This window comes from Stutzerimonas nosocomialis, from assembly GCF_005876855.1.
Taxonomy (GTDB): domain Bacteria; phylum Pseudomonadota; class Gammaproteobacteria; order Pseudomonadales; family Pseudomonadaceae; genus Stutzerimonas; species Stutzerimonas nosocomialis.
In genome coordinates, this window is the sequence record NZ_QLAE01000014.1 from 39448 (window position 1) to 58980 (window position 19533).

General features: G+C 63.8%; 19 protein-coding genes, 2 tRNA genes and 1 pseudogene. 10 read left to right on the plus strand and 12 right to left on the minus strand.

The window, feature by feature from the left end; translation table 11 throughout:
* Positions 1-137: 137 nt before the first annotated feature.
* The 7 genes from gacA (at position 138) to galU (ending at position 5536) form a co-directional block, all read left to right on the plus strand.
* Positions 138-782, plus strand: coding sequence for a response regulator transcription factor GacA (gene gacA, locus DN824_RS10820; protein WP_138408414.1), 645 nt, complete (start codon positions 138-140; stop codon positions 780-782).
* Entirely contained in the window at positions 782-2605 is a 1824-nt protein-coding gene (gene uvrC, locus DN824_RS10825; protein WP_138408415.1) for an excinuclease ABC subunit UvrC, read from the plus strand. The genes gacA and uvrC overlap by 1 nt, the downstream gene beginning before the upstream one ends.
* Positions 2606-2638: 33 nt before the next feature.
* Positions 2639-3196 carry a CDP-diacylglycerol--glycerol-3-phosphate 3-phosphatidyltransferase gene (gene pgsA, locus DN824_RS10830; protein WP_138408416.1) on the plus strand — a complete coding sequence of 186 codons (558 nt, stop codon included), beginning with the start codon at positions 2639-2641 and terminating at the stop codon, positions 3194-3196.
* Between the two features lie 66 nt (positions 3197-3262).
* Positions 3263-3338, plus strand: a tRNA-Gly gene (locus DN824_RS10835).
* A 44-nt stretch (positions 3339-3382) separates the two neighbouring features.
* Positions 3383-3456, plus strand: a tRNA-Cys gene (locus DN824_RS10840).
* Between the two features lie 660 nt (positions 3457-4116).
* Positions 4117-4341: a PLD nuclease N-terminal domain-containing protein gene (locus DN824_RS10845; RefSeq protein WP_138408417.1), complete on the plus strand. Its 225-nt coding sequence runs from the start codon at positions 4117-4119 to the stop codon at positions 4339-4341.
* 355 nt (positions 4342-4696) lie between these two features.
* The gene (galU, locus tag DN824_RS10850) at positions 4697-5536 is read left to right on the plus strand and encodes a UTP--glucose-1-phosphate uridylyltransferase GalU (protein WP_138408418.1); all 840 of its coding nucleotides are present in this window, start codon (positions 4697-4699) and stop codon (positions 5534-5536) included.
* Between the two features lie 51 nt (positions 5537-5587).
* On the opposite strand, the gene DN824_RS10855 is transcribed toward galU, so the two are convergent.
* Positions 5588-6010, minus strand: a complete 423-nt coding sequence (locus DN824_RS10855) for a VOC family protein (protein ID WP_138408419.1) — start codon at positions 6008-6010, stop codon at positions 5588-5590.
* 72 nt (positions 6011-6082) lie between these two features.
* Between DN824_RS10855 and gorA the strand changes: the two genes are divergently transcribed.
* The 3 genes from gorA (at position 6083) to DN824_RS10870 (ending at position 9506) form a co-directional block, all read left to right on the plus strand.
* On the plus strand, positions 6083-7441 hold the full coding sequence (gene gorA / locus DN824_RS10860; protein WP_138408420.1) for a glutathione-disulfide reductase: 1359 nt from the start codon (positions 6083-6085) through the stop codon (positions 7439-7441).
* A gap of 241 nt (positions 7442-7682) precedes the next feature.
* Positions 7683-8048 (plus strand): CopM family metallochaperone, encoded by a 366-nt coding sequence (gene copM / locus DN824_RS10865; RefSeq protein ID WP_138408468.1) that lies wholly within the window; start codon positions 7683-7685, stop codon positions 8046-8048.
* A 267-nt stretch (positions 8049-8315) separates the two neighbouring features.
* A complete protein-coding gene (locus DN824_RS10870; RefSeq protein WP_138408421.1) occupies positions 8316-9506 on the plus strand; it encodes an NnrS family protein in 1191 nt (396 codons plus the stop codon).
* Positions 9507-9649: 143 nt separating this feature from the next.
* Here DN824_RS10870 and DN824_RS22885 read toward each other — a convergent pair.
* From DN824_RS22885 to DN824_RS10925, 11 genes and pseudogenes are all read right to left on the minus strand, one after another.
* Positions 9650-10188 (minus strand): annotated as a pseudogene (locus tag DN824_RS22885) (LysR substrate-binding domain-containing protein); the annotation flags it as partial.
* A gap of 155 nt (positions 10189-10343) precedes the next feature.
* Positions 10344-11837: a nitrite reductase gene (locus DN824_RS10880; protein ID WP_138408422.1), complete on the minus strand. Its 1494-nt coding sequence runs from the start codon at positions 11835-11837 to the stop codon at positions 10344-10346.
* On the minus strand, positions 11828-12673 hold the full coding sequence (cobA, locus tag DN824_RS10885; protein ID WP_138408423.1) for a uroporphyrinogen-III C-methyltransferase: 846 nt from the start codon (positions 12671-12673) through the stop codon (positions 11828-11830). Before cobA ends, DN824_RS10880 begins: the two co-directional genes overlap by 10 nt.
* A 63-nt stretch (positions 12674-12736) precedes the next feature.
* Positions 12737-13918, minus strand: a complete 1182-nt coding sequence (gene nirJ, locus DN824_RS10890) for a heme d1 biosynthesis radical SAM protein NirJ (protein WP_138408469.1) — start codon at positions 13916-13918, stop codon at positions 12737-12739.
* Between the two features lie 178 nt (positions 13919-14096).
* Positions 14097-14645 carry a siroheme decarboxylase subunit beta gene (ahbB, locus tag DN824_RS10895; RefSeq protein WP_158295379.1) on the minus strand — a complete coding sequence of 183 codons (549 nt, stop codon included), beginning with the start codon at positions 14643-14645 and terminating at the stop codon, positions 14097-14099.
* Complete coding sequence (locus tag DN824_RS10900; protein ID WP_138408424.1) at positions 14620-15063, minus strand: Lrp/AsnC family transcriptional regulator; 444 nt, start codon at positions 15061-15063, stop codon at positions 14620-14622. The genes ahbB (DN824_RS10895) and DN824_RS10900 overlap by 26 nt, the downstream gene beginning before the upstream one ends.
* Positions 15056-15574 carry a siroheme decarboxylase subunit beta gene (ahbB, locus tag DN824_RS10905; protein WP_138408425.1) on the minus strand — a complete coding sequence of 173 codons (519 nt, stop codon included), beginning with the start codon at positions 15572-15574 and terminating at the stop codon, positions 15056-15058. Before ahbB (DN824_RS10905) ends, DN824_RS10900 begins: the two co-directional genes overlap by 8 nt.
* On the minus strand, positions 15571-16029 hold the full coding sequence (locus DN824_RS10910; RefSeq protein ID WP_138408426.1) for an Lrp/AsnC family transcriptional regulator: 459 nt from the start codon (positions 16027-16029) through the stop codon (positions 15571-15573). The genes ahbB (DN824_RS10905) and DN824_RS10910 overlap by 4 nt, the downstream gene beginning before the upstream one ends.
* A gap of 1 nt (position 16030) precedes the next feature.
* Positions 16031-17209: a cytochrome D1 domain-containing protein gene (locus DN824_RS10915; protein ID WP_138408427.1), complete on the minus strand. Its 1179-nt coding sequence runs from the start codon at positions 17207-17209 to the stop codon at positions 16031-16033.
* Positions 17206-17547, minus strand: a complete 342-nt coding sequence (locus DN824_RS10920) for a c-type cytochrome (RefSeq protein WP_138408428.1) — start codon at positions 17545-17547, stop codon at positions 17206-17208. Before DN824_RS10920 ends, DN824_RS10915 begins: the two co-directional genes overlap by 4 nt.
* A gap of 193 nt (positions 17548-17740) precedes the next feature.
* Positions 17741-19450: a nitrite reductase gene (locus DN824_RS10925; protein ID WP_138408429.1), complete on the minus strand. Its 1710-nt coding sequence runs from the start codon at positions 19448-19450 to the stop codon at positions 17741-17743.
* Positions 19451-19533 lie beyond the last annotated feature (83 nt).

The window sequence follows — 19533 nt, forward strand, 5'->3', positions numbered from 1 at the left end:
TTTGTGCAGTGATGGTATTCGGCCTGCGCGCAAGTCGCTGGATGCTGCGTTAGATCATGGTTTTTTTGTTAGAGTTCGGCCACTCTTGGTGCGATCTGACGACCCAGCCACTTATCCATGCACAATGAGGTGTCCGCTTGATTAGGGTGCTTGTGGTCGATGACCACGATCTGGTTCGTACGGGCATTTCCCGAATGCTCGCCGATATCGATGGGCTGCAGGTGGTGGGCCAGGCCGAATCGGGCGAAGAGGCGATCAAGAAAGCGCGCGAATTGAAGCCCGATGTCGTCCTGATGGACGTCAAGATGCCAGGCATCGGCGGCCTCGAGGCTACCCGCAAGCTCCTCCGAAGCTACCCGGACATGAAGGTCGTCGCCGTTACCGTCTGCGAGGAAGATCCCTTCCCGACGCGGCTGTTGCAGGCCGGCGCCGCCGGTTATCTGACCAAGGGTGCCGGGCTCAACGAGATGGTCCAGGCGATCCGCCTGGTCTTCGCCGGCCAGCGATACATCAGCCCCCAGATCGCCCAGCAGCTTGCGCTGAAATCCTTCCAGCCCCAGGTAAACGGTTCGCCGTTCGACCTGTTGTCCGAGCGCGAGATCCAGATCGCCCTGATGATCGCCAATTGCCAGAAGGTCCAGGTCATCTCCGACAAGCTCTGCCTATCGCCCAAGACCGTGAACACGTACCGCTACCGGATATTCGACAAGCTTTCGATCACCAGCGACGTGGAGCTGGTATTGCTCGCGGTTCGCCATGGCATGGTCGACGCCATCAACTGATGTCCAGCACCTTCGATTCTTCCGCATTCCTCGCCTCCTGCAGCGGGCGGCCCGGTGTTTACCGGATGTTCGATGCGGACGGCAAGATCCTCTACGTCGGCAAGGCGAAGAACCTCAAGAAGCGTCTGGCAAGCTACTTCCGCAAGGTGGGGCAGGCGCCGAAGACGGCTGCCCTGGTCAGCAAGATCGTCCAGGTCGAAACGACCATCACGGCCAACGAGACCGAAGCGCTGCTGCTGGAGCAGACGCTCATCAAGCAGCTGCGTCCGCCCTACAACATCCTGCTGCGTGACGATAAATCCTACCCGTACGTGTTTCTCTCGAGCGGCGACTACCCCCGCCTGAGCATCCATCGCGGTGCCAAAAAGGAGCCGGGGCGCTATTTCGGACCCTATCCGAGCGCCGGCGCGATACGCGAGAGCCTGGGCCTGCTGCAGAAGGCGTTCCAGGTACGCCAGTGCGAGGACAGCTATTTCCGCAACCGTACCCGGCCGTGCCTGCAATATCAGATCAAGCGCTGCAAGGCGCCGTGCGTCAGCCTGGTGGACCCGGCCGAATATGCCGAGGACGTGCGGCATTCGATCATGTTCCTGGAAGGGCGCAGCAACACGCTTTCGGCCGAGCTCTCGGCGAACATGGAGAAGGCGGCGATGGCCCTGGATTTCGAGCGCGCCGCCGAGATCCGCGACCAGATCGGCATCCTGCGCCGCGTTCAGGATCAGCAGAGCATGGAAGGCGGCACCGGCGACGTGGACATCGTTGCCGCGACGGTGAGTCCGGGCGGTGCCTGTGTCCACCTGATCACGGTGCGTTCCGGGCGGGTGCTGGGCAGCAAGAACTTCTTCCCACAGGTGGCCATCGAGGAGAGCGTCGCCGAGGTCCTGCAGGCTTTCCTGGAGCAGTATTACCTCGCTTCGATGGAGCGCGATCTGCCGGGAGAGCTGATCGTCAACGCGGTGCACGAGGATTTTCCGACCCTGGTCAGCGCCATTGCCGAGCTCAAGGGGCGCGAGGTCGCAATCAGCCACAGGGTCCGCGGGACGCGTGCGCGCTGGCAGCAGCTGGCCCTGACCAACGCCGAGCAGGCACTGAGCGCCCGGCTGGCGAACCGCCAACACCTGGCGGCGCGTTTCGATGCGCTGGCCGAGGCGCTGGAAATGGACGAGGTGCCGATGCGGCTCGAATGCTTCGACATCAGCCACTCCAGCGGCGAGGCGACGGTGGCCTCCTGCGTGGTCTTCGGGCCGGAGGGACCGCTGAAGTCGGATTATCGGCGCTACAACATCGAAGATGTCACGGCGGGCGACGATTATGCTGCCATGCATCAGGCGCTGACGAGGCGTTTTCGCAAGGCCGCCGAAGGCGAGGGCAAGCTGCCGGACGTACTGCTCGTCGACGGCGGCAAGGGCCAGTTGAACATGGCGCGGGAGGTGCTGGACGAACTGGCGGTGCCGGACATGATCCTGCTGGGCGTGGCCAAGGGCGTGACCCGCAAGCCGGGGCTCGAAACGCTCTACCTCAACGATGCCGAGCACGAGTTCACGCTGCCGGCCGACTCGCCGGCACTGCACCTGATCCAGCAGGTGCGCGACGAGGCCCACCGTTTCGCCATTACCGGACACCGCGCACGGCGCGGGAAAACCCGCCGTACCTCCACGCTGGAGGACATCGCGGGCGTTGGTCCGAAGCGCAGGCGCGAACTGCTCAAGCACTTTGGTGGTCTTCAGGAACTGTGCAGGGCCAGCGTGGATGAGATCGCCAAGGCGCCGGGCGTGAGTAAAAAGCTGGCCGAGTCGATTTATGCCGCCCTCCACAGTGAGTAGAATGCCCCTCAAATCGGCGGAACTCTGGTACTGATGAACATCCCAAACCTGCTTACCGTCCTGCGCGTCCTGCTGATTCCCTTCTTCATTCTGTTGTTCTACCTGCCGTTCCACTGGAGTTATCTGGCCGCAAGCGCCGTGTTCACCATCGCCGCGGTGACGGACTGGCTGGACGGCTACCTGGCGCGTCGGCTGCAGCAGAGCACGCCGTTCGGTGCCTTCCTCGATCCCGTGGCGGACAAACTCATGGTCGCCGTGGCGCTCGTGCTGCTGGTCGAGCACCACGCCAATCTCTGGCTGACCTTGCCCGCGGCGATCATCATCGGGCGTGAGATCGTGGTGTCGGCGCTGCGTGAGTGGATGGCCGAGCTGGGCGCCCGTGCGCGGGTTGCGGTTTCGAATCTGGGCAAGTGGAAAACCGCCGCTCAGATGGTGGCGCTGGTGATCCTGCTGGCCAACCCGCCGGTCTTCACGGCGTGGGTGGCCCTGGGCTACGGTTTGCTCATCGTGGCGGCGGCACTGACCCTGTGGTCGATGGCTAATTACCTGATTGCCGCATGGCCTCACTTGAGCGCTACGGAAAAGAAATAAAAACTTTTTTAATCAAGGGGTTGACGCGCCGCTCCGAAACTATAGAATGGCGCCCGTCACCACGACGCGGGAATAGCTCAGTTGGTAGAGCACGACCTTGCCAAGGTCGGGGTCGCGAGTTCGAGTCTCGTTTCCCGCTCCAGTTTGTTGACGCTGACGCCGCAGTATGCGGCGTCTTCGTTTTGAGGCCGGTTGGCAGAGTGGTTATGCAGCGGATTGCAAATCCGTGTACGCCGGTTCGATTCCGACATCGGCCTCCATCATTGAAGCCCTGTAGATCATTGATCTACAGGGCTTTTTTGTTTCTGTTCGAGTTCGCGTCCCAGCCGTTGCGCGGTTGCATGGGTGAAAGAGGGTGGTTATAGTCCTGCGCGCCGCGAGCGCAGATGCGGCATGCCCGAGTGGTGAAACTGGTAGACACAGGGGACTTGAATCAATTTGAGCCCTCCGGAGGAAACTCCAGAGGTGAAGCCCGTCAAATTCGGCGAACGCCCTGGATGCTCGATGCATCCGAGCCAACGCCGAGCCAAGCCCGATGCGTAAGCGCCGGGAAGGTGTAGAGAGCAGACGGCGGGCACCTAAGGCGCAAGGCTAAGGTGAAGGCGTGCTCCAGACCACGAACAGCGACGCTGCTGGCGGTGAAAGCCGAAGTGGTAAGAAAATCCCCCGACTTAACCGTCGTGCCGGTTCGATTCCGGCCTCGGGCACCAATATCGAAGCCGTCTCTGTTCAAGCAGAGGCGGCTTTTTTCGTTATGTCCTTCGGATAGCCATGCAGGGCGCCCGAGTCGGTCCTGGGTTGGCCCGGGAACGGGCGAGCGCCTTTGGCGGCGGCCAGCGGATCACGGCGGCAGGCGCGCGCACGGAACTGCACCTGGAGAGAGCGGCCAGATATAGCAAGCGTGCTTTGGAGGCCGGCTCATGAGTGATGCGTTTTCCTACCTGGCGATCATCGGCGCCGTGGCCATCATCCTGCTGGATCTTTGGGCCATCGTCAGCGTGTTCCGCAGCGATCGCGGCGTCGGGGCGAAGGCGCTCTGGGCCATCGGCATTTCGCTCTTTCCCATCGTTGGGCTGATCGTCTGGGCCATTGCCGGGCCGAGGGCCGCCAAGACCGGTCCCGTTTGGCGCAGCCCCGAGCCATGAGGCGTCTGCTGGAGCGTTAGATAGCCAATCCCTGTCAGTCGGGCCGATAGCCTCGATCAGCCTGCGGCAATGCGTTCGTGGCCCCGGCAGTAGACAGACGGCATCGCCCGGATCACTCTATGCCGCCCGCGAAGACCTGGCTCCAATCCAGGTGGCGGTCGACCGATCCGAGCTGATGCGTACCGTTTGTTAGGGCCCTGCGAACCCCCCGGTCGTTCGGTGGTCGTAGCCTCTAGATTCGGCCCCCTACGCGGTTTTTCCCGTCTCGAAAGGCGTCGGCCGGTCACCTCAAGGCAGCTGTTGCCTGTCGTTCAAGCGGCACATCGATTGGACCCTATCCAACAAGGACTCAGTAATGATCAAGAAATGCCTTTTCCCCGCGGCCGGATACGGTACCCGCTTCTTGCCGGCCACCAAGGCAATGCCCAAGGAAATGCTGCCGGTGGTCAACAAGCCCCTGATTCAATACGGGGTCGAGGAGGCGCTGGAGGCTGGGCTCAACCAGATCGCGATCGTCACCGGGCGGGGCAAGCGTTCGCTGGAAGATCACTTCGACATCAGCTATGAGCTGGAACACCAGATCCGCAATACCGACAAGGAAAAGTACCTGGTCGGCATCCGCAGGCTCATCGACGAATGCAGCTTCTCCTACACCCGTCAGGTTGAAATGAAAGGTCTGGGTCACGCCATCCTCAGCGGCCGCCCGCTGATCGGCGATGAGCCGTTCGCCGTGGTGCTGGCCGACGACCTCTGCATCAACCTCGAAGGCGACAGCGTTCTGTCGCAGATGGTCAAGCTGTACAACCAGTTCCGCTGCTCGATCGTCGCCATCCAGGAAGTACCGCCGGAAGAAACCAGCAAGTACGGTGTGATCGCCGGCGAAATGATCCGCGACGACATCTTCCGCGTCAGCCACATGGTCGAAAAACCCAAGCCGGAAGACGCGCCGTCGAACATGGCGATCATCGGCCGCTACATCCTGACGCCGGACATCTTCGAGCTGATCGAGCAGACCGAGCCGGGCAAGGGCGGGGAAATCCAGATCACCGACGCGCTGATGCGCCAGGCGAAGGACGGTTGCGTGCTGGCGTACAAGTTCAAGGGCCAGCGTTTCGACTGCGGTAGCGCAGAGGGCTACATCTCCGCTACCAACTTCTGCTACGAGCACTTCTACCAGACCGGCAAGGCGTTCTAAGCCCGCCGTCTGCAGCAGCAAGCAAAGCCGCCTTCGGGCGGCTTTGTCGCATCAGGGGATCGGCAACGCCTCGGCTCCGGGCCCCAGCGGCTGGCCGTAGCTGAACTCGACATAGTTGCCGGCCGGGTCGCGCAGGCCGCAGTAATAGCCGACCGGATATTCGTCTTCGCGCGGCTCCCAGATGAGACAGCCGGCGGCTCGCGCCCGTGCGGCGATCTCGTCCACGGCCTCGCGGCTTTCCAGGGCGAAGCCGAAATGGCTGTAGTCGGTATCGGCCAGCGCGCGGGCCTGGCCTCCGGGCATGATCACGAAGATGAACTCGCGTTCCTTGCCGGGCTCGGCCATCCAGACGATGCGAGAGCCCTTGCCGGGGCGCTCGTGGAACACGTGCAGGCCGCAGAAGCGCTCATAGAAATCGATGCATGCCTCGAGGTCAGGCACGTGGAGGGCCAGGTGGGTCAGGGCAGGGCGCATGCGATACTCCTGGAATGATCTCGGGTGAAGGCCTGGGGTATGCTTGATGGTTCTAGAAGGAGACAACAGCCCATGACCTATGACTTCGACCTGTTCGTGATCGGTGCCGGTTCAGGCGGCGTGCGGGCCGCACGTTTCGCCGCCAGCTATGGCGCGCGGGTTGCGATCGCCGAGAGCCGTTATCTGGGCGGAACCTGTGTGAACGTCGGTTGCGTGCCGAAAAAGCTGCTGGTGTACGGCGCCCACTATGCCGAAGATTTCGGGCAGGCGCAGGGCTACGGCTGGACCCTGGACGGAGCGACCTTCGACTGGGCGACCCTGATCGCGAACAAGGACAAGGAAATCAAGCGCCTCAACGTCATCTACCAGAACCTGCTGGTCGACAGCGGCGTGACGCTCCTGCAGGCGCACGCCCGCATCGTCGACGCGCATAGCGTGGAGGTCGACGGCAAGCGCTACACCGCGCAGCACATTCTCGTCGCCACCGGTGGCTGGCCGTTCGTGCCGGAGATTCCGGGCCGCGAACACGCCATCACCTCCAACGAAGTGTTCTACCTGGAACGCCTGCCGCGGCGGGCGATCGTGGTGGGCGGTGGCTACATCGCGGTCGAGTTCGCCTCCATCTTCAACGGCTGCGGCGCCCAGACCACCCAGGTCTATCGCGGCGAGCTGTTCATGCGTGGGTTCGATGGCTCGCTGCGCGATCATCTGAAGGACGAGATGATCAAGAAGGGCATCGACCTGCAGTTCAACGCCGACATCGTCCGCATCGACAAACTGCCCGATGGCAGCTTGCTCGCGACGCTCGGAGACGGTCGCACGCTCGAAGCCGACTGCATCCTCTATGCGACCGGGCGCAGGCCCATGCTCGAAGGGCTCGGCCTCGAGGCCGTGGACGTCGCGCTGGATGACGACGGCTACGTGAAGGTCGACGAGCGCTATCAGACCTCGGTGCCCTCGATCCTGGCGATCGGCGACGTCACTGGCGGCGTTCAGCTCACGCCGGTCGCGCTGGCCGAAGGGATGGCCGTTGCGCGCCGCCTGTTCAAGCCCGAGGAATATCGCCCTGTGGACTACCGGCTGATCCCTACCGCCGTGTTCAGCCTGCCCAACCTCGCGACCGTCGGCCTGACCGAAGAGGAAGCGAGGCAAGAGGTGGGGCAGGTCCGCGTCTACGAAAGCCGGTTCAGGCCGATGAAGCTGACCATGACCGACAGCCTCGAGCGCAGCCTGATGAAGCTGGTGGTCTGCGTCCAGACCGACCGCGTGCTGGGTTGCCACATGGCCGGACCCGATGCCGGGGAAATCATGCAAGGGTTGGCGGTGGCGCTGAAGGCGGGCGCCACCAAGCAGGTGTTCGACGAAACCATCGGCATCCACCCGACGGCCGCCGAAGAGTTCGTCACCATGCGCACGCCCACCGGCATCTGACGCCAGGCCAGGGAAGCCGCCCGCTTGGGTGGCTTCCGCTGGCCCCGGCGCCAGCAATCGCGACGCGCAGTTTCTCAACGCCCCATCGAGCCCGGACCCTCCGGGCTCGCTTCGTCACGCAGCAGGGTTAGCGCTAATCCTCATCACAAAGGGTTACATTCGGCCTGAGCCGGCGAATTGACCTTGCCACCGCGGTAAGCCCTAACGTCGAGGCCTTACAACCCTGGAGGTAGGTTCGATGATGAAGAGATTCGTGGTGGGTACCCTGGCATGCATCATGGGCTCAGTTGCGCTGGCGAACGAGGCGCCTCATGCGCACGACCATGGTCCGGGCAGCCACGCGGCCGGTCCTGCCAACGAGGCCTACATGAAGTCGATGCAGGCCATGCACGACGACATGCACGACGGCATCCTGGCGAAGGACCCAGACGTGGCGTTCGCATCCGGAATGCTGGCTCACCACGAAGGGGCCATCGAGATGGCGCGAATCCAGCTGCAGTACGGCAAGGATCCCGAAATGCGAGCGCTGGCCGAAGCGGTGATCGCGGCGCAGGAACAGGAAGCCGATCAGCTTCGTGCGTGGCTCAAGGCGCACTCCGCCAAATAAGCCTGTCGTGCGGCGGACTGCCCGGCTCGCCGTTGCCTGTCAGGTTCGCGCCCGGTACGCTCCCTTATCCGGTCATGCCCGGATGAGCAGGCGTAAACGATCCCTCCTGCCCGCGGCATTTGCTCTCTTTGAAAAAGCTGATTGCGATCAAGCCTGCCGGGCGCACCTACCTGTAAAAGTAAGCCAGGCTCCCGCATCCTGAGGGGCTGCCATTCAGTCCGGTGCGTGACGCTTGCGTAGCCGGGCACAGAGCGTCTGGAGGCTTCCTTGCACGTCATCGATCGACGAAAAGCGTTGAGTGTCGCGCCTATCTGGCGGCTCGCATTTCGCCCGTTCTTTCTCGCCGGCAGCCTTTACGCGCTGCTAGCGATCCCGCTCTGGGTCGCGACCTGGACCGGCCACTGGCCGGGCTTTCAGCCCACCGGCGGCTGGCTGGCCTGGCATCGCCACGAGATGCTATTCGGCTTCGCCATGGCCATCGTCGCCGGCTTTCTGCTCACCGCAGTGCAAACCTGGACCGGCCAGGCCGCACCCTCCGGCAATCGCCTGAAAGGGCTGGCGCTGGTCTGGCTGGCGGCGCGCCTGGGCTGGCTGTTCGGTCTGCCGGCCGAGTGGCTGGCGCCGCTGGACCTGCTGTTCCTGTTGGCCCTGGCCTGGCTGATGGCGCAGATGCTCTGGGCGGTTCGGCAGAAGCGTAACTACCCGATCGTTGCGGTACTGGCGCTGATGGCTGGAGCCGATCTGCTGGTGCTGATCGGCCTGCTGCAGAACAGCGATGCGCTGCAGCGCCAGGGCGTGCTGGCCGGTCTGTGGCTGGTCGCGGCGCTGATGGCGTTGATCGGCGGACGGGTGATCCCGTTCTTCACCCAGCGTGGGCTGGGCAGGGTGGAAGCGGTCAAGCCCTGGGTATGGCTGGATGTGGCCCTGCTGACGGGCACCGGGCTGATTGCCCTGACGCACGCCTTCGGCCTTGCCATGCGCCCTCAGCCGTGGCTGGGCGTGCTGTTCGCCGCCATCGGCGCTGGCCATGTGCTGCGCCTGGCGCGCTGGTACGACGAGGGTATCTGGACCGTCGGCCTGCTCTGGTCGCTGCACGTGGCCATGCTCTGGCTGGTGGTGGCGGCGTTCGGCCTGGCGCTCTGGCATTTCGGCCTGCTGGCGCAGTCCAGCCCGGCGCTGCATGCGCTGACGGTCGGCGCCATGAGCGGGTTGATCCTGGCGATGATCGCCCGGGTGACGCTCGGCCATACCGGCCGCCCGCTGCAGCTGCCGCCCGGCATCGTCGCCGCCTTCGTCTTGTTCAACCTCGGCACGGCGGCGCGGGTGTTCCTCGCCGTCGCCTGGCCGGTTACCGGCCTGTGGCTGGCGGCGACCTGCTGGGCGCTGGCCTTTGCCCTCTATGTCTGGCGTTACACGCCGATGCTGGTGGCCCCGCGCGTGGACGGTCATCCGGGCTGAGCAGCCGGCGATGGGCGCCGGGGCTGGTGTTCACACCTGCTTATCCAAATACTAGGCTCCAAAAAAACGCAGCCTCTGCGAGGCGGCCTATGACTGGCATTCCGCCAGATCGAAAGGTAAAGGCTTTGGGCTCGGTGGCATTGGAGTGCCGGCGACTCGCTGGCGCGGACGTGGGCCAGATGGATCGGGTAGGAGAACTCCGGAGCCTGTTTCACCCGCTTGAGAATCTCCCTTGTCCAGATAGCGCTGCATCACGCGGGTACGGAATAGCCACGCCCGCCGCACTGCATCAGGTTCTGCAGGGCCAGCGGCCCGAGGTTGAACGACAGCGCCGCGCGGCTGCATTCCGGCGGCGCCTGGTTGTGCTGCTTGCGAAACGCCGGGCCCCCAGGTCCACGTACAGGTAGGGCGGGATTCTGCGTCTGCACCACCTGGATCAGCTTTTCCTCCAGCAGCTGCTCGGCCTGCAGGCCCGGCCAGTACCCCGGCTGGTGCGCAGCGCGGCGTCCAGCACGCCCAGATCGAGCTTCTTCTGCAGTTCTTAGCTACTGGCCACTTCGAGCCGTATCGCATGGCTGGCCAGCCCCTGCCGCAGACGCTGGGCCCGCGCCAGCATCAACAGGTTGCACAGACTCACCTCGGAGCCGAGGGTGAGCAGCTACCTACCGCTCTGCGACAACGGCGATGAAACCTGCCGCTGCGAATGATCTCGAGAAAGGTGCGGGCGAGATCGATGTCCATGGTCGGCACTTCAGTGCGATGAAAGCGATGGACCAGCGATTGTATTGGCTTGCGGATGACAGGTCGCCCGCCGTTCTCGGCGGCGACCCGCCGGTGCTAGTGCGAGGTGCCTTCGGCGAACTCGATCTTGTTGCCGACATTGTACTTGCCCGATGGCTTGTTCATCGGGATGCGCTTGATCTCTTCCAGCGTGTTGGCGTCGTAGACGATCAGCGCACCGTCGGCGTCCCAGACGCTGAGCAGGGCGTAGCGGCCGTCGTTGGTGAACTCCACGTGGGCGGCGTTCTTGCCCGGCATCGGCCGCAGGGTGTGGGCGACTTCCAGGGTCTGCTTGTCGATCAGGTGCACGGCGTCGTTGTTCGGGCCGAAGAACACGTCGGTCCAGGCGTAGGGCGAGTTCGCCTGGCTGCGCATGAAGAAACCCGGGCCTTCCGTGGGGATCTCCTTGATCAGCTTCCAGGTTTCCAGATCCAACACCGAAATCAGCCCCTTGCTGACGTTGGGGGTGGCGAACACCCACTTGCCGTCGCGCTTCCAGTAAATGCCCGAGCCCAGGTGCGGCATGCCCGGAAGAGGAATGTCGGTGACCGCCTGGCCGTTGTCCAGGTTGATCACTTGGCCGCCATGGGCCTTGCGCGAGGTGGCGAGCAGATAGCGGTAGCCCGGGGTAAAGGAGAAATCGTCGAGGAAGTCGGCAGCCTCGATGCGCCGCGGTTCGAAAGTCGGCTCGCCGGCATAGGAGAGCTCCCAGGCCTCTTTCACGTCCTTCAGCGCAACCACGAAGCTGTCGCGCGGCGGCGCGGTGTACACGGCGCTGACCCGTGACGGCGTGCCATCCCGGCCTACGGTGGGGATGTGCTTGACCAGCGACAGGTCGCGGGCGTCGAGCAGCACCAGGTTGCCCGGCAGGTAGTTGCCCACGAGCACCCAACGGCCGTCGTTGCTCACCGCCAGGTTGCGGGTGTTCAGCCCGGCGCGGACCTCGGCGAGCATGGTCAGGTTGTGCAGGTCGTAGACGCTGACCCAGCCGTCACGGGAGGCGAAGTAGACGAAGCGGCCGTCGGGCGAGAACTTCGGCCCGCCGTGGAGGGCGAAGTGCGACTGGAAGTTGGCCAGTTCCTCGAAGCGATCGCCGTCCAGCACGCGGACGTGATGATTGCCAGCCTCCACCACGACGAACAGGTTGCGCAGGTCGGCGCCGTGCTGCGGGGTCGTCGGTAGCGTGGCGACGTCGGTGAGAATGCGGTGGCTGGCGCGGATGTCGGCGTCGCTCCAGGTCGGCGGCACCGCCGAGGGCTGGTAGAGGTAGTCGACCAGGCCGGCGATCTGTGTCTCGTTCAGCATGCTGGAATAGGCGGCCATCTGGCTTGCCGGGCGGCCGTCGCGGATAACCGCATAGGCCTCGCCCGGTTTGATGCGAACAAGGCTCTCCGGCAGCAGCGCCGGACCGGCCCCGCCGAGGCGGTTGACGCCGTGGCAGCTCTGGCAGTGTTTTTCGTACAGCGTGCCGGCCTGCTCCAGACTGTCGTCGTGCGTCGCCGCCCCGGCTGCGGCACAGAGCGCTATCACAAGAAACGGGACTACTCGCATGCGGCCTCCATGAGGACGGCTTCTTCGGAACGCACCGAGAGCATGCGGGCGGGGTACTCCATGCCGTGTTCGGCAAACAGGCCAACGACCTGGCCGATGACGGTCAGGGTCGGTGGAACCAGTTGTTTCTCCTGTGCGATGGTCGGCAGTTGTCGGAGGGTGCAGCGCACCACGCGTTGGTCTGGTCGGGTGCCGCTGCCGATCAGTGCTGCCGGCGTATCGGGCGGCAATCCGGCGGCGATCAGGTTGCGTGATATTTCATCGACGCTGGCCAGGCCCATATAAAACACCAGTGTCTGTTTGCCTTCGACGAGGCTGCCCCAGGGCAGTTGCAGGGCGCCGTCTTCCTGGAGATGCCCGGTAACGAATTGGCAGGAATGCGCCAAGTCACGGTGAGTCAGCGGAATGCCGGCGTAAACACTGCAACCGGCAGCGGCGGTAATGCCAGGAACGACCTGGCTGTTGATGCCGTGGGCCAGCAAATATTCGAGCTCTTCCGCGCCGCGACCGAAAATGAACGGATCACCGCCCTTGAGGCGCACCACCCGCAGGTTCTGCTTTGCCAGATCAACCAGCAACTGGTTGATCTGCGGCTGCGGCAGACTATGGTTGCCGCTGGATTTGCCGACGTAATGGCGTGCGCAACTGGTGGGCAGTTGTTGCATCAGACTGTCGCTCACCAGGCGGTCGTAAACCACCGCATCGGCCTGCTGCAACAGGCTCCAGGCATGCAGTGTGAGCAGCCCGGGGTCGCCGGGTCCGGCGCCGACCAGGGCGACCTCACCAGCCGCCAGCGTGGTGCCGAGCGAAGCGGGGAGGGTGTGTGGCTGATCCATACGAACTCCTGAATTCTCAACGGGCTGCGGTGTTGGGTGTGGCGGACTCGGGCCGCTCTCTGGCTAGATCACGACGCTTGGAATGCATTGGGATTGCGGCAGGCCAATCTCCTGATCGCTCAGATAGCAGCCGGGATCTTCGCCCCAGAGATTGCCTTCGGCCCAGGCACGGGTGCGGGTGTTGCCGTTGCAGATCGACAGCCAGCGGCACTGGGCACAGCGCCCGCCGACGGCGCGGGGGTATCGACGCAGTTCGCTCAGCAGCGGGTCGGGCCGCTCCATCCACAATTCGCGAAAGGATTGCCGCCGCACGTTGCCGACGGTGTACTGCCACCAGTAAGTGTCCGGATGGACGTCGCCGATGTTGTCGATATTGGCGATGCCGCTGCCCGACGCATTTCCGCCCCAGGCACGCAGCAACAGCTCGAGCCGGTCGCGGTGTTGCGGCAGCCTGGATTCGACCCACTGCAGTAGCAGGATGGCGTCGGCATCGTTGTTGCCGCTGACGAAGTCCGTCTCGCGGCCGTGCTGTACGTCCTCCCAAGCCTGTTCGAACAGCTGGTGCATCGCGTCGCGGGTCATCTGGTGAAGGGCGTCGGCCTTGCGGTTGCGTTTGCCGCGCCCACTGTAATTGAGGTGCGAGAGATAGAACTTTTGCACGTCGTGTTCATGCATCAGGGCCAGCAGAGCGGGCAGCTGTGGGTAGTTGTCCTGGGTCAGTGTGGTGCGAAGGCCAACGCGGATACCGTATCGGCGGCACAGGTCGATGGCATGCATGGATGCTGCGAAGCTGCCCTTGAGCTGGCGCCAGTCATCGTGCACCGCCTCCAGCCCGTCGATGCTGATGCCCACATAGTCATAGTGGGAGGCGGCGATGCGCTCGATGTTGCCGTCGCCGATCAGCGTGCCGTTGGTTGACAGTGCGACGTAAAATCCCCTCAGGCGCGCGTAGTCGGAAAGCTCGAAGATGTCATCGCGCAGCAGCGGCTCGCCACCCGACAGGATCAATACGCGAACCCCCGCTTCGTGGAGGTCATCGATGACCTCGAGCGCTTCGCCTGTATCCAGTTCGTTGCGGAATACGCTGTCCGCCGATGTCGCATAGCAGTGCTTGCAGGTCAGGTTGCAGCGGCGCAGCAGGTTCCAGATCACTACGGGCGGCCGGCGCGTGTCGGCGCTCCGTGCACCCAGTACCGGCATGGCTGGCCGGGTGAGGGCCCGCAGGTAATGGCTGATTCTCAACATGAGCGTCTCTCCCGCGTCACGCACGTCGCGTGGTTCGATGAACGCAGCATCCCCGAGCGGCAGTTGCCGGTCCTTGATCGGAAACAACAAACAGGCGGCGTTCGTGGCGATAACCGGCCGATGGGGAAGCCAATCAGCCGGGCGTAATAGCTGCTGGCGCATCGCTGGCCGCGCCTGCTCAGCGCGCCGCAGCAGCAATCCGCAGCCCGGTCTTTTTCAGGATGCGGCTGCTGACCAGCATTTCGTCGGCACGGCAGGCGCTGCCTAGCAGTTCCCGGATCAGGCTGCGGTAGGTGTCGATTTTCTCGGCGCTGCGGCCGTGGACCATGGCGAACAGGTTGTAGCGCCAGCCCTGCTGCCGAGGTCGGCGATAGCAGTGGCTGACGAAAACCTGGGCACCGATCAAGGGGCCGAGCCGGGCCATTTCCCGGTCATCCACGTCCCAGACGGTCATGCCGTTGTGCCGGTAGCCGAGGCGGTAGTGATTGGGCACCGCGGCGATGCGGCGAATCACTCCGTCGGCCTGCAATCGTTGCAACAGCGCGAGGGTCGCCTCGATGTCGATGCCAAGGCGCTCGGCCAGCCAGGCCCAGGGGTCATCCACCAGAGGAAGGCCCCCTTCGGTGAGTTCCACCAGGCGCGTCGCCAGCGAACGGTCGACAGGTCCAGACGTTGCGATCGAGCCAGGGGGGGCCTTCGATTCACACCGAAAAGTACAGGCCGACATGATAAGTCTCCTCCTTTGGCAGGTTGAGCACCGGCAGGCCGGTCTGTGCCTCGATACGGGCGATGGCCTGGGCGACACCCTCCGGCGTCGCGCAGCCGAGCACGAACCACATGTTCCATGCGTGCTCGCGACGGTAGTTGTGCGCCACCTCGGGCATCTCCGCGAGTTGCTCGGCCACCGCATCGAAGCGCGCCTCTGGCACAGCGAGCGCAGCGAGGGTAAAGGCACCGCCCAACCGGTCGATGTCGAACATCGGGCCGAAGCGGGTCAGGATGCCGTCATCGAGCAACACCTGGACACGCTCGCGCAGCGTTCGCGAGTCAGTGCCCAGCTCCTCGGCCAGGGCCTGCCAGGGATGGCGAACCAGCGGCAATCCGGTTTGCAGACGATTGATCAGAAGGCGGCCCAGGTCATCCATTTCCTGCAGGCTCCTGCGCAGCGGGTGGCGCATAGCGGCCCCCGCACTGCTTGAACGCGCGACTGCTGAACAGCAGCTGATGAGGTACATCGCTCAGCCCATGTTCGGCCAGCAGTGCCTCGATCAACTCGCAAACCTGCCTGCGCTCGTGACCGTGAACCATGCAGAACAGGTTGTAGGTCCACTGCGGCAGACGCCGCGGGCGTTGATAGCACAGGTTGATTCCGGGGGCTTGGGCGAGGGCGCGACCGACGGCGTCGACCTGCTCGTCAGGGATATCCATCACCAACATGGCGTTGGCCTGAAAGCCCAAGGCGCGGTGTTTGACTACCAGCCCGACGCGGCGAAACAGACCGCTCTCGCTCCAGCACCGGACCTGTTCGATCACCGCCTGCTCGCTGGCCCCGATGCGCGCGGCCAGCAACTGATAGGGGCGCGTGGCGAGCGGGAGTCCGGTTTCCAGCAGGCGGCGCAATTGCAGGGATTGGCGGTCATCGAGAGACGATGTCATGGCATGTCTCCAATGGGAAAGCCGAGGTCGATGCGGTAGGCAACCTGCATGGGCAGGTCCAGTGGCGTCAGTCCGGTCTCCTCGGCAATTTCGATGAGCAGCCGATCGATATGTGCGCGGTCGGGGCCGGTGAGCACGAACCAGAGGTTGTAGCGGTGCTCGCGAAGGTAGTTGTGGTTGACCTCGGGGTACCGGTTGATCCGCTCTGCGACCTGATCCAGTCCTGACTCCGGCACGGAAAGGGCAACCAGGGTGCTGGCACCGGCGCGGCGGTGTTCGAACACCGGGCCGATGCGTGACAGGCCACCGTCCTGCGCCAATCGTTCGAGGCAGGCCAGTACCTGGTCTTCACTGCAATCAAGCGCTTCGGCCATGGCTCGGTAGGGTTCGGCACACAAGGGCATGCCGTGCTGGAAGCGGTCGATCAGGCGCCGGCTGAGGGGGTCGATTCGCATATCACAACCCCGTCTCGTGGGCGCGGCTGGTGAAAAAAATGCCACTCGGGCTGTCGGCGGGCAGGCGCGCGGTCAATTCGAGGGTGTAGGGATCCCAGACCTGGACTTCGTTACCGTCGCGTACCGACAACCAGAGTTGGTCGCCTCGCGCGGTGAATTCCATGTGCAGCACCGCTGGACCTGGTTCGAGGGTGGCGATGATGTCGTGGGTCTCGCTGTCGATCACCTGCACCTTGCCGTTGTCCGGGTGGGCGAAGTTGACCCAGATCTGACGGGCGTCCGGCCGGGCCATGACGAATACCGGCTGGCCAGCCACGTCGATGACGTCCGTCTGCTTCCAGCTCTGCGAGTCGATCACCAGCACTCGATGCTGACCGATGGCGGGAACGAAGGTCTGGTTGCCGGCCACCGCCCATCCTTCCAGATGGGGCATCTTGTAGACCGGCAGTTTTTCCTGACCGCGACCGTAGCCGTCGATGATGCGCTCGACACCGCGGGCCGTGTGCCAAAGGTCGATCTTGGCCATGCCGTCCTCGCCGAACAGGCCGGCCACGTAATAGCGGCCGTCGGGCGTCAACAGCGCGTCGTAGGGCTGCTTGCCGACATTCTCGAAGCGGGTGACGAGAGGTGCATCGCCTTGGCTGAAATCCAGCAGCCAGGTCTCGTTGGTATCGAACAGGCTGTAGATGAAGCGCTGGCCGGGGGCATCGATGACGCCGACCACACGGGCGTTGCGGCTGCCGTCGGCCAGGGGCGTAGCAGGAATGTCGGCCACCGGTTCCAGCGTCTCGGCATCGAAGACCTTCACTCCGCCCGGTTCATAGTTGCCGACCGCGATCAGGCGGCCATCCTGGCTGATCGCGCCGCCGATGCTGTTGCCCGCCTGGATCACGCGCTTCTCGATACGCTGGCGCAGCAGGTCGACCTTGGTCAGCCCGCCATCACGGCCAAAGACATAGGCGAAACGTTCATCGCGGGAAAACACCACCGAGGCGTGGGACAGATCGCCGAGCCCCTCGATGCGCGCCAGGCGGGTCTTGCCGCTGGTCTCGATGATCTGAAGCGAGCCGGTGGCGCGTTCGACCACTACGCCCATGTCACCGGTGCCGCGCAGCGGTTGCTGGGCACAGGCACCGAGCAGCAGGCTGGCGATGGCCAGCGGAAGAGATGAGCGAATCATGGCTGTGGATATCCTTCCAGTAGCAGATCGACCAGCCAGGCGATGTCGTGCTCGTCGAGCAAGGCACTCCAGCCGGGCATGGCGGTGCCTGGCCGTCCGTAGGTCACGGTGGCGATCAGGTTGGCGCGCGGCGTATCGGCAATCGCATCACGTGTCAGCGCAGGACCCAAGCCTCCGGTCATGCGCAAGCCGTGGCAGGAGCCGCAGTCCTGCACCAGCAAATGTTCGAGTTGGCCCTGACGGCCGGGTGAGGGGACGTCGGCCAAGGCGGCAGAACAGGGGAGGAGGGACGCCAGGATGAGTCCGGCACCGAATAGCGTATGCAGATGCTGAACCATGGCGTCCTCCTTTGTGCGTCTGGCCCGGAACCCGCCAGGCGAGAGTTCTCGTTTCCTTCAACGAATGGGCTGGCCGCTGGCCTTGTACCGTTCTGATGTGGTGACGAACGTCTCGGCATTGCCTTCGCGCTCACGAACCCTGGAGCCGGACGACCGCGGCCAGATGGAGGGGCAAGCCCCTCCGGCTGGGCACTCAGTACACGTCGTGCTGAGTGTTATGGACGTTGAATTTACCGGTCGGGGTGACCAACCTTTTGTCCTTGATCACCTTCTTCAGCTTTAGCGTCTTGTCATCCACCACGACGATCGCCGATTGCTCGTCCTGCCCACTCCAGACGGAGAACCAGACTTCATCGCCGCCCTGGTTGTATTCGGGCTGCACGACGCGCTTTGCGCCGTCGCTCACTCCGGCCCACTCGGCGATGGGAAGCACGGTATAGCCCGCGCCCAGATCATTGATGTTGAACACGGCGACGGACTGGCTGATCTTGGCGTCCGGGTTGAAGGTGGTGTCCAGGTACATGTGCGGGGATTTCGGGTGGGTCTTGATAAACAGCGAACCACCGCCCTGGCCCTTGAGGGTTTCGACGACTTTCCAGGCCTGATCAGGGTGCCCCTCCGGGTCGGTGCCGATCAGGGAGATGGTTTCGTCCCCCAGGTGGCTGGTCGCCCAGACTGGCCCGAACGTGGGATGAACGAAGTTGGCCCCTCGACCCGGGTGGGGGATCTTGCCCACTTCCACCAATGCCGCCATCTTGCGGGCCTTGGAGTCGATCACGGCGACCTTGTTGGAGTTGTTCGCTGCAGTCATGAAGTAGCGGTGGCTGACGTCCCAGCCACCGTCATGCAGAAAGGGTGCAGTGCCTATCGTGGTGGTGGTGAGATTGTCGATGTCCTCGTAGTTGACCAGCAGGACCTTGCCGGTTTCCTTGACGTTGACGATGAACTCCGGGTGCTCGTGGGAGGCGATGATCGCCGCGACGCGGGGCTCAGGATGGTATTCCTGGGTGCCGACGGTCATGCCTCGGGTGGACACGATCTGCAGCGGCTCGAGGGTTTCGCCGTCCATGATGGTGTACTGCGGCGGCCAATAATCGCCGGCGATCACGTACTTGTCCTCGTAGCCCTTGAACTTGGATGTCTCCACCGAACGGGCCTCGATGCCGACCTTGATTTCGGCGACCTTGTTCGGCTCCTTGCCCCATAGATCGATCATGTCGATCTTGGCGTCGCGGCCGATCACGAACAGATAGCGACCGGAGGCCGACATTCGCGAGATGTGCACGGCGTAGCCGGTGTCGATGGTCTTGATGATCTTTTTACTCTTGCCGTCGATCAGCGCGATCTTGCCGTCGTCGCGCAGCGTGACGGAAAACAGGTTCGGCAGATCCAGCGAATTCATCTGCTTCTTCGGCCGGTCTTCCGGCTTGACCAGGACGCGCCAGGAATCCTTCATCTCTGCCATGCCCCACTCCGGCGGCGTCGGCGGGGTGTGCTGGATGAACTTCGCCATCAGGGTGATTTCGTCCTTGGTCAGCGCATTGGAGGTGCCCCAGTTGGGCATGCCTGCGGGCGATCCATAGGTGATCAGGGCCTCCAGGAACTGCTGGCCGCGTACTTGGGTGACGTCCGGAGTCAGCGGCTTGCCGGTGGCGCCCTTACGCAACACGCCGTGGCAGCCGGCGCAGCGCTGGAAATAGATCTCCTTGGCGTGCTCGAATTCCGCAGAGCTCAGATCCGGAGCTCCGGGGGTGTGGACGACCTGAGCGCTGCCCGGGTTGATCGTGCTTGCTTGACCCTTGTATGCAGCGTCGGCGTTTTCCGCATTCACTGCAGCTTGGGCAACTGCCAAACCGAGCAGTGAAAAGCTGGCGATAATGCCTGCCAATAATGGTTTGCTCATACTGTTTCTCCTCTGACCGCTTGGAGCGGTTCCTGCTAATGGCAACGGTGTGGCAGTTCCTGAGTCTTGCGGTGTGCGATCGC

What these genes read in the sequence shown, in the direction of transcription:
- uvrC (WP_138408415.1), top strand. Translation starts at nt 782, where the DNA reads ATGTCCAGCACCTTCGATTCTTCCGCATTCCTCGCCTCCTGCAGCGGG.
- pgsA (WP_138408416.1), top strand. Translation starts at nt 2,639, where the DNA reads ATGAACATCCCAAACCTGCTTACCGTCCTGCGCGTCCTGCTGATTCCC.
- DN824_RS10845 (WP_138408417.1), top strand. Translation starts at nt 4,117, where the DNA reads ATGAGTGATGCGTTTTCCTACCTGGCGATCATCGGCGCCGTGGCCATC.
- galU (WP_138408418.1), top strand. Translation starts at nt 4,697, where the DNA reads ATGATCAAGAAATGCCTTTTCCCCGCGGCCGGATACGGTACCCGCTTC.
- DN824_RS10855 (WP_138408419.1), bottom strand. Translation starts at nt 6,010, where the DNA reads ATGCGCCCTGCCCTGACCCACCTGGCCCTCCACGTGCCTGACCTCGAG.
- gorA (WP_138408420.1), top strand. Translation starts at nt 6,083, where the DNA reads ATGACCTATGACTTCGACCTGTTCGTGATCGGTGCCGGTTCAGGCGGC.
- copM (WP_138408468.1), top strand. Translation starts at nt 7,683, where the DNA reads ATGAAGAGATTCGTGGTGGGTACCCTGGCATGCATCATGGGCTCAGTT.
- DN824_RS10880 (WP_138408422.1), bottom strand. Translation starts at nt 11,837, where the DNA reads ATGCGAGTAGTCCCGTTTCTTGTGATAGCGCTCTGTGCCGCAGCCGGG.
- cobA (WP_138408423.1), bottom strand. Translation starts at nt 12,673, where the DNA reads ATGGATCAGCCACACACCCTCCCCGCTTCGCTCGGCACCACGCTGGCG.
- nirJ (WP_138408469.1), bottom strand. Translation starts at nt 13,918, where the DNA reads ATGTTGAGAATCAGCCATTACCTGCGGGCCCTCACCCGGCCAGCCATG.
- ahbB (WP_158295379.1), bottom strand. Translation starts at nt 14,645, where the DNA reads ATGTCGGCCTGTACTTTTCGGTGTGAATCGAAGGCCCCCCCTGGCTCG.
- DN824_RS10900 (WP_138408424.1), bottom strand. Translation starts at nt 15,063, where the DNA reads ATGGATGACCTGGGCCGCCTTCTGATCAATCGTCTGCAAACCGGATTG.
- ahbB (WP_138408425.1), bottom strand. Translation starts at nt 15,574, where the DNA reads ATGACATCGTCTCTCGATGACCGCCAATCCCTGCAATTGCGCCGCCTG.
- DN824_RS10910 (WP_138408426.1), bottom strand. Translation starts at nt 16,029, where the DNA reads ATGCGAATCGACCCCCTCAGCCGGCGCCTGATCGACCGCTTCCAGCAC.
- DN824_RS10915 (WP_138408427.1), bottom strand. Translation starts at nt 17,209, where the DNA reads ATGATTCGCTCATCTCTTCCGCTGGCCATCGCCAGCCTGCTGCTCGGT.
- DN824_RS10920 (WP_138408428.1), bottom strand. Translation starts at nt 17,547, where the DNA reads ATGGTTCAGCATCTGCATACGCTATTCGGTGCCGGACTCATCCTGGCG.
- DN824_RS10925 (WP_138408429.1), bottom strand. Translation starts at nt 19,450, where the DNA reads ATGAGCAAACCATTATTGGCAGGCATTATCGCCAGCTTTTCACTGCTC.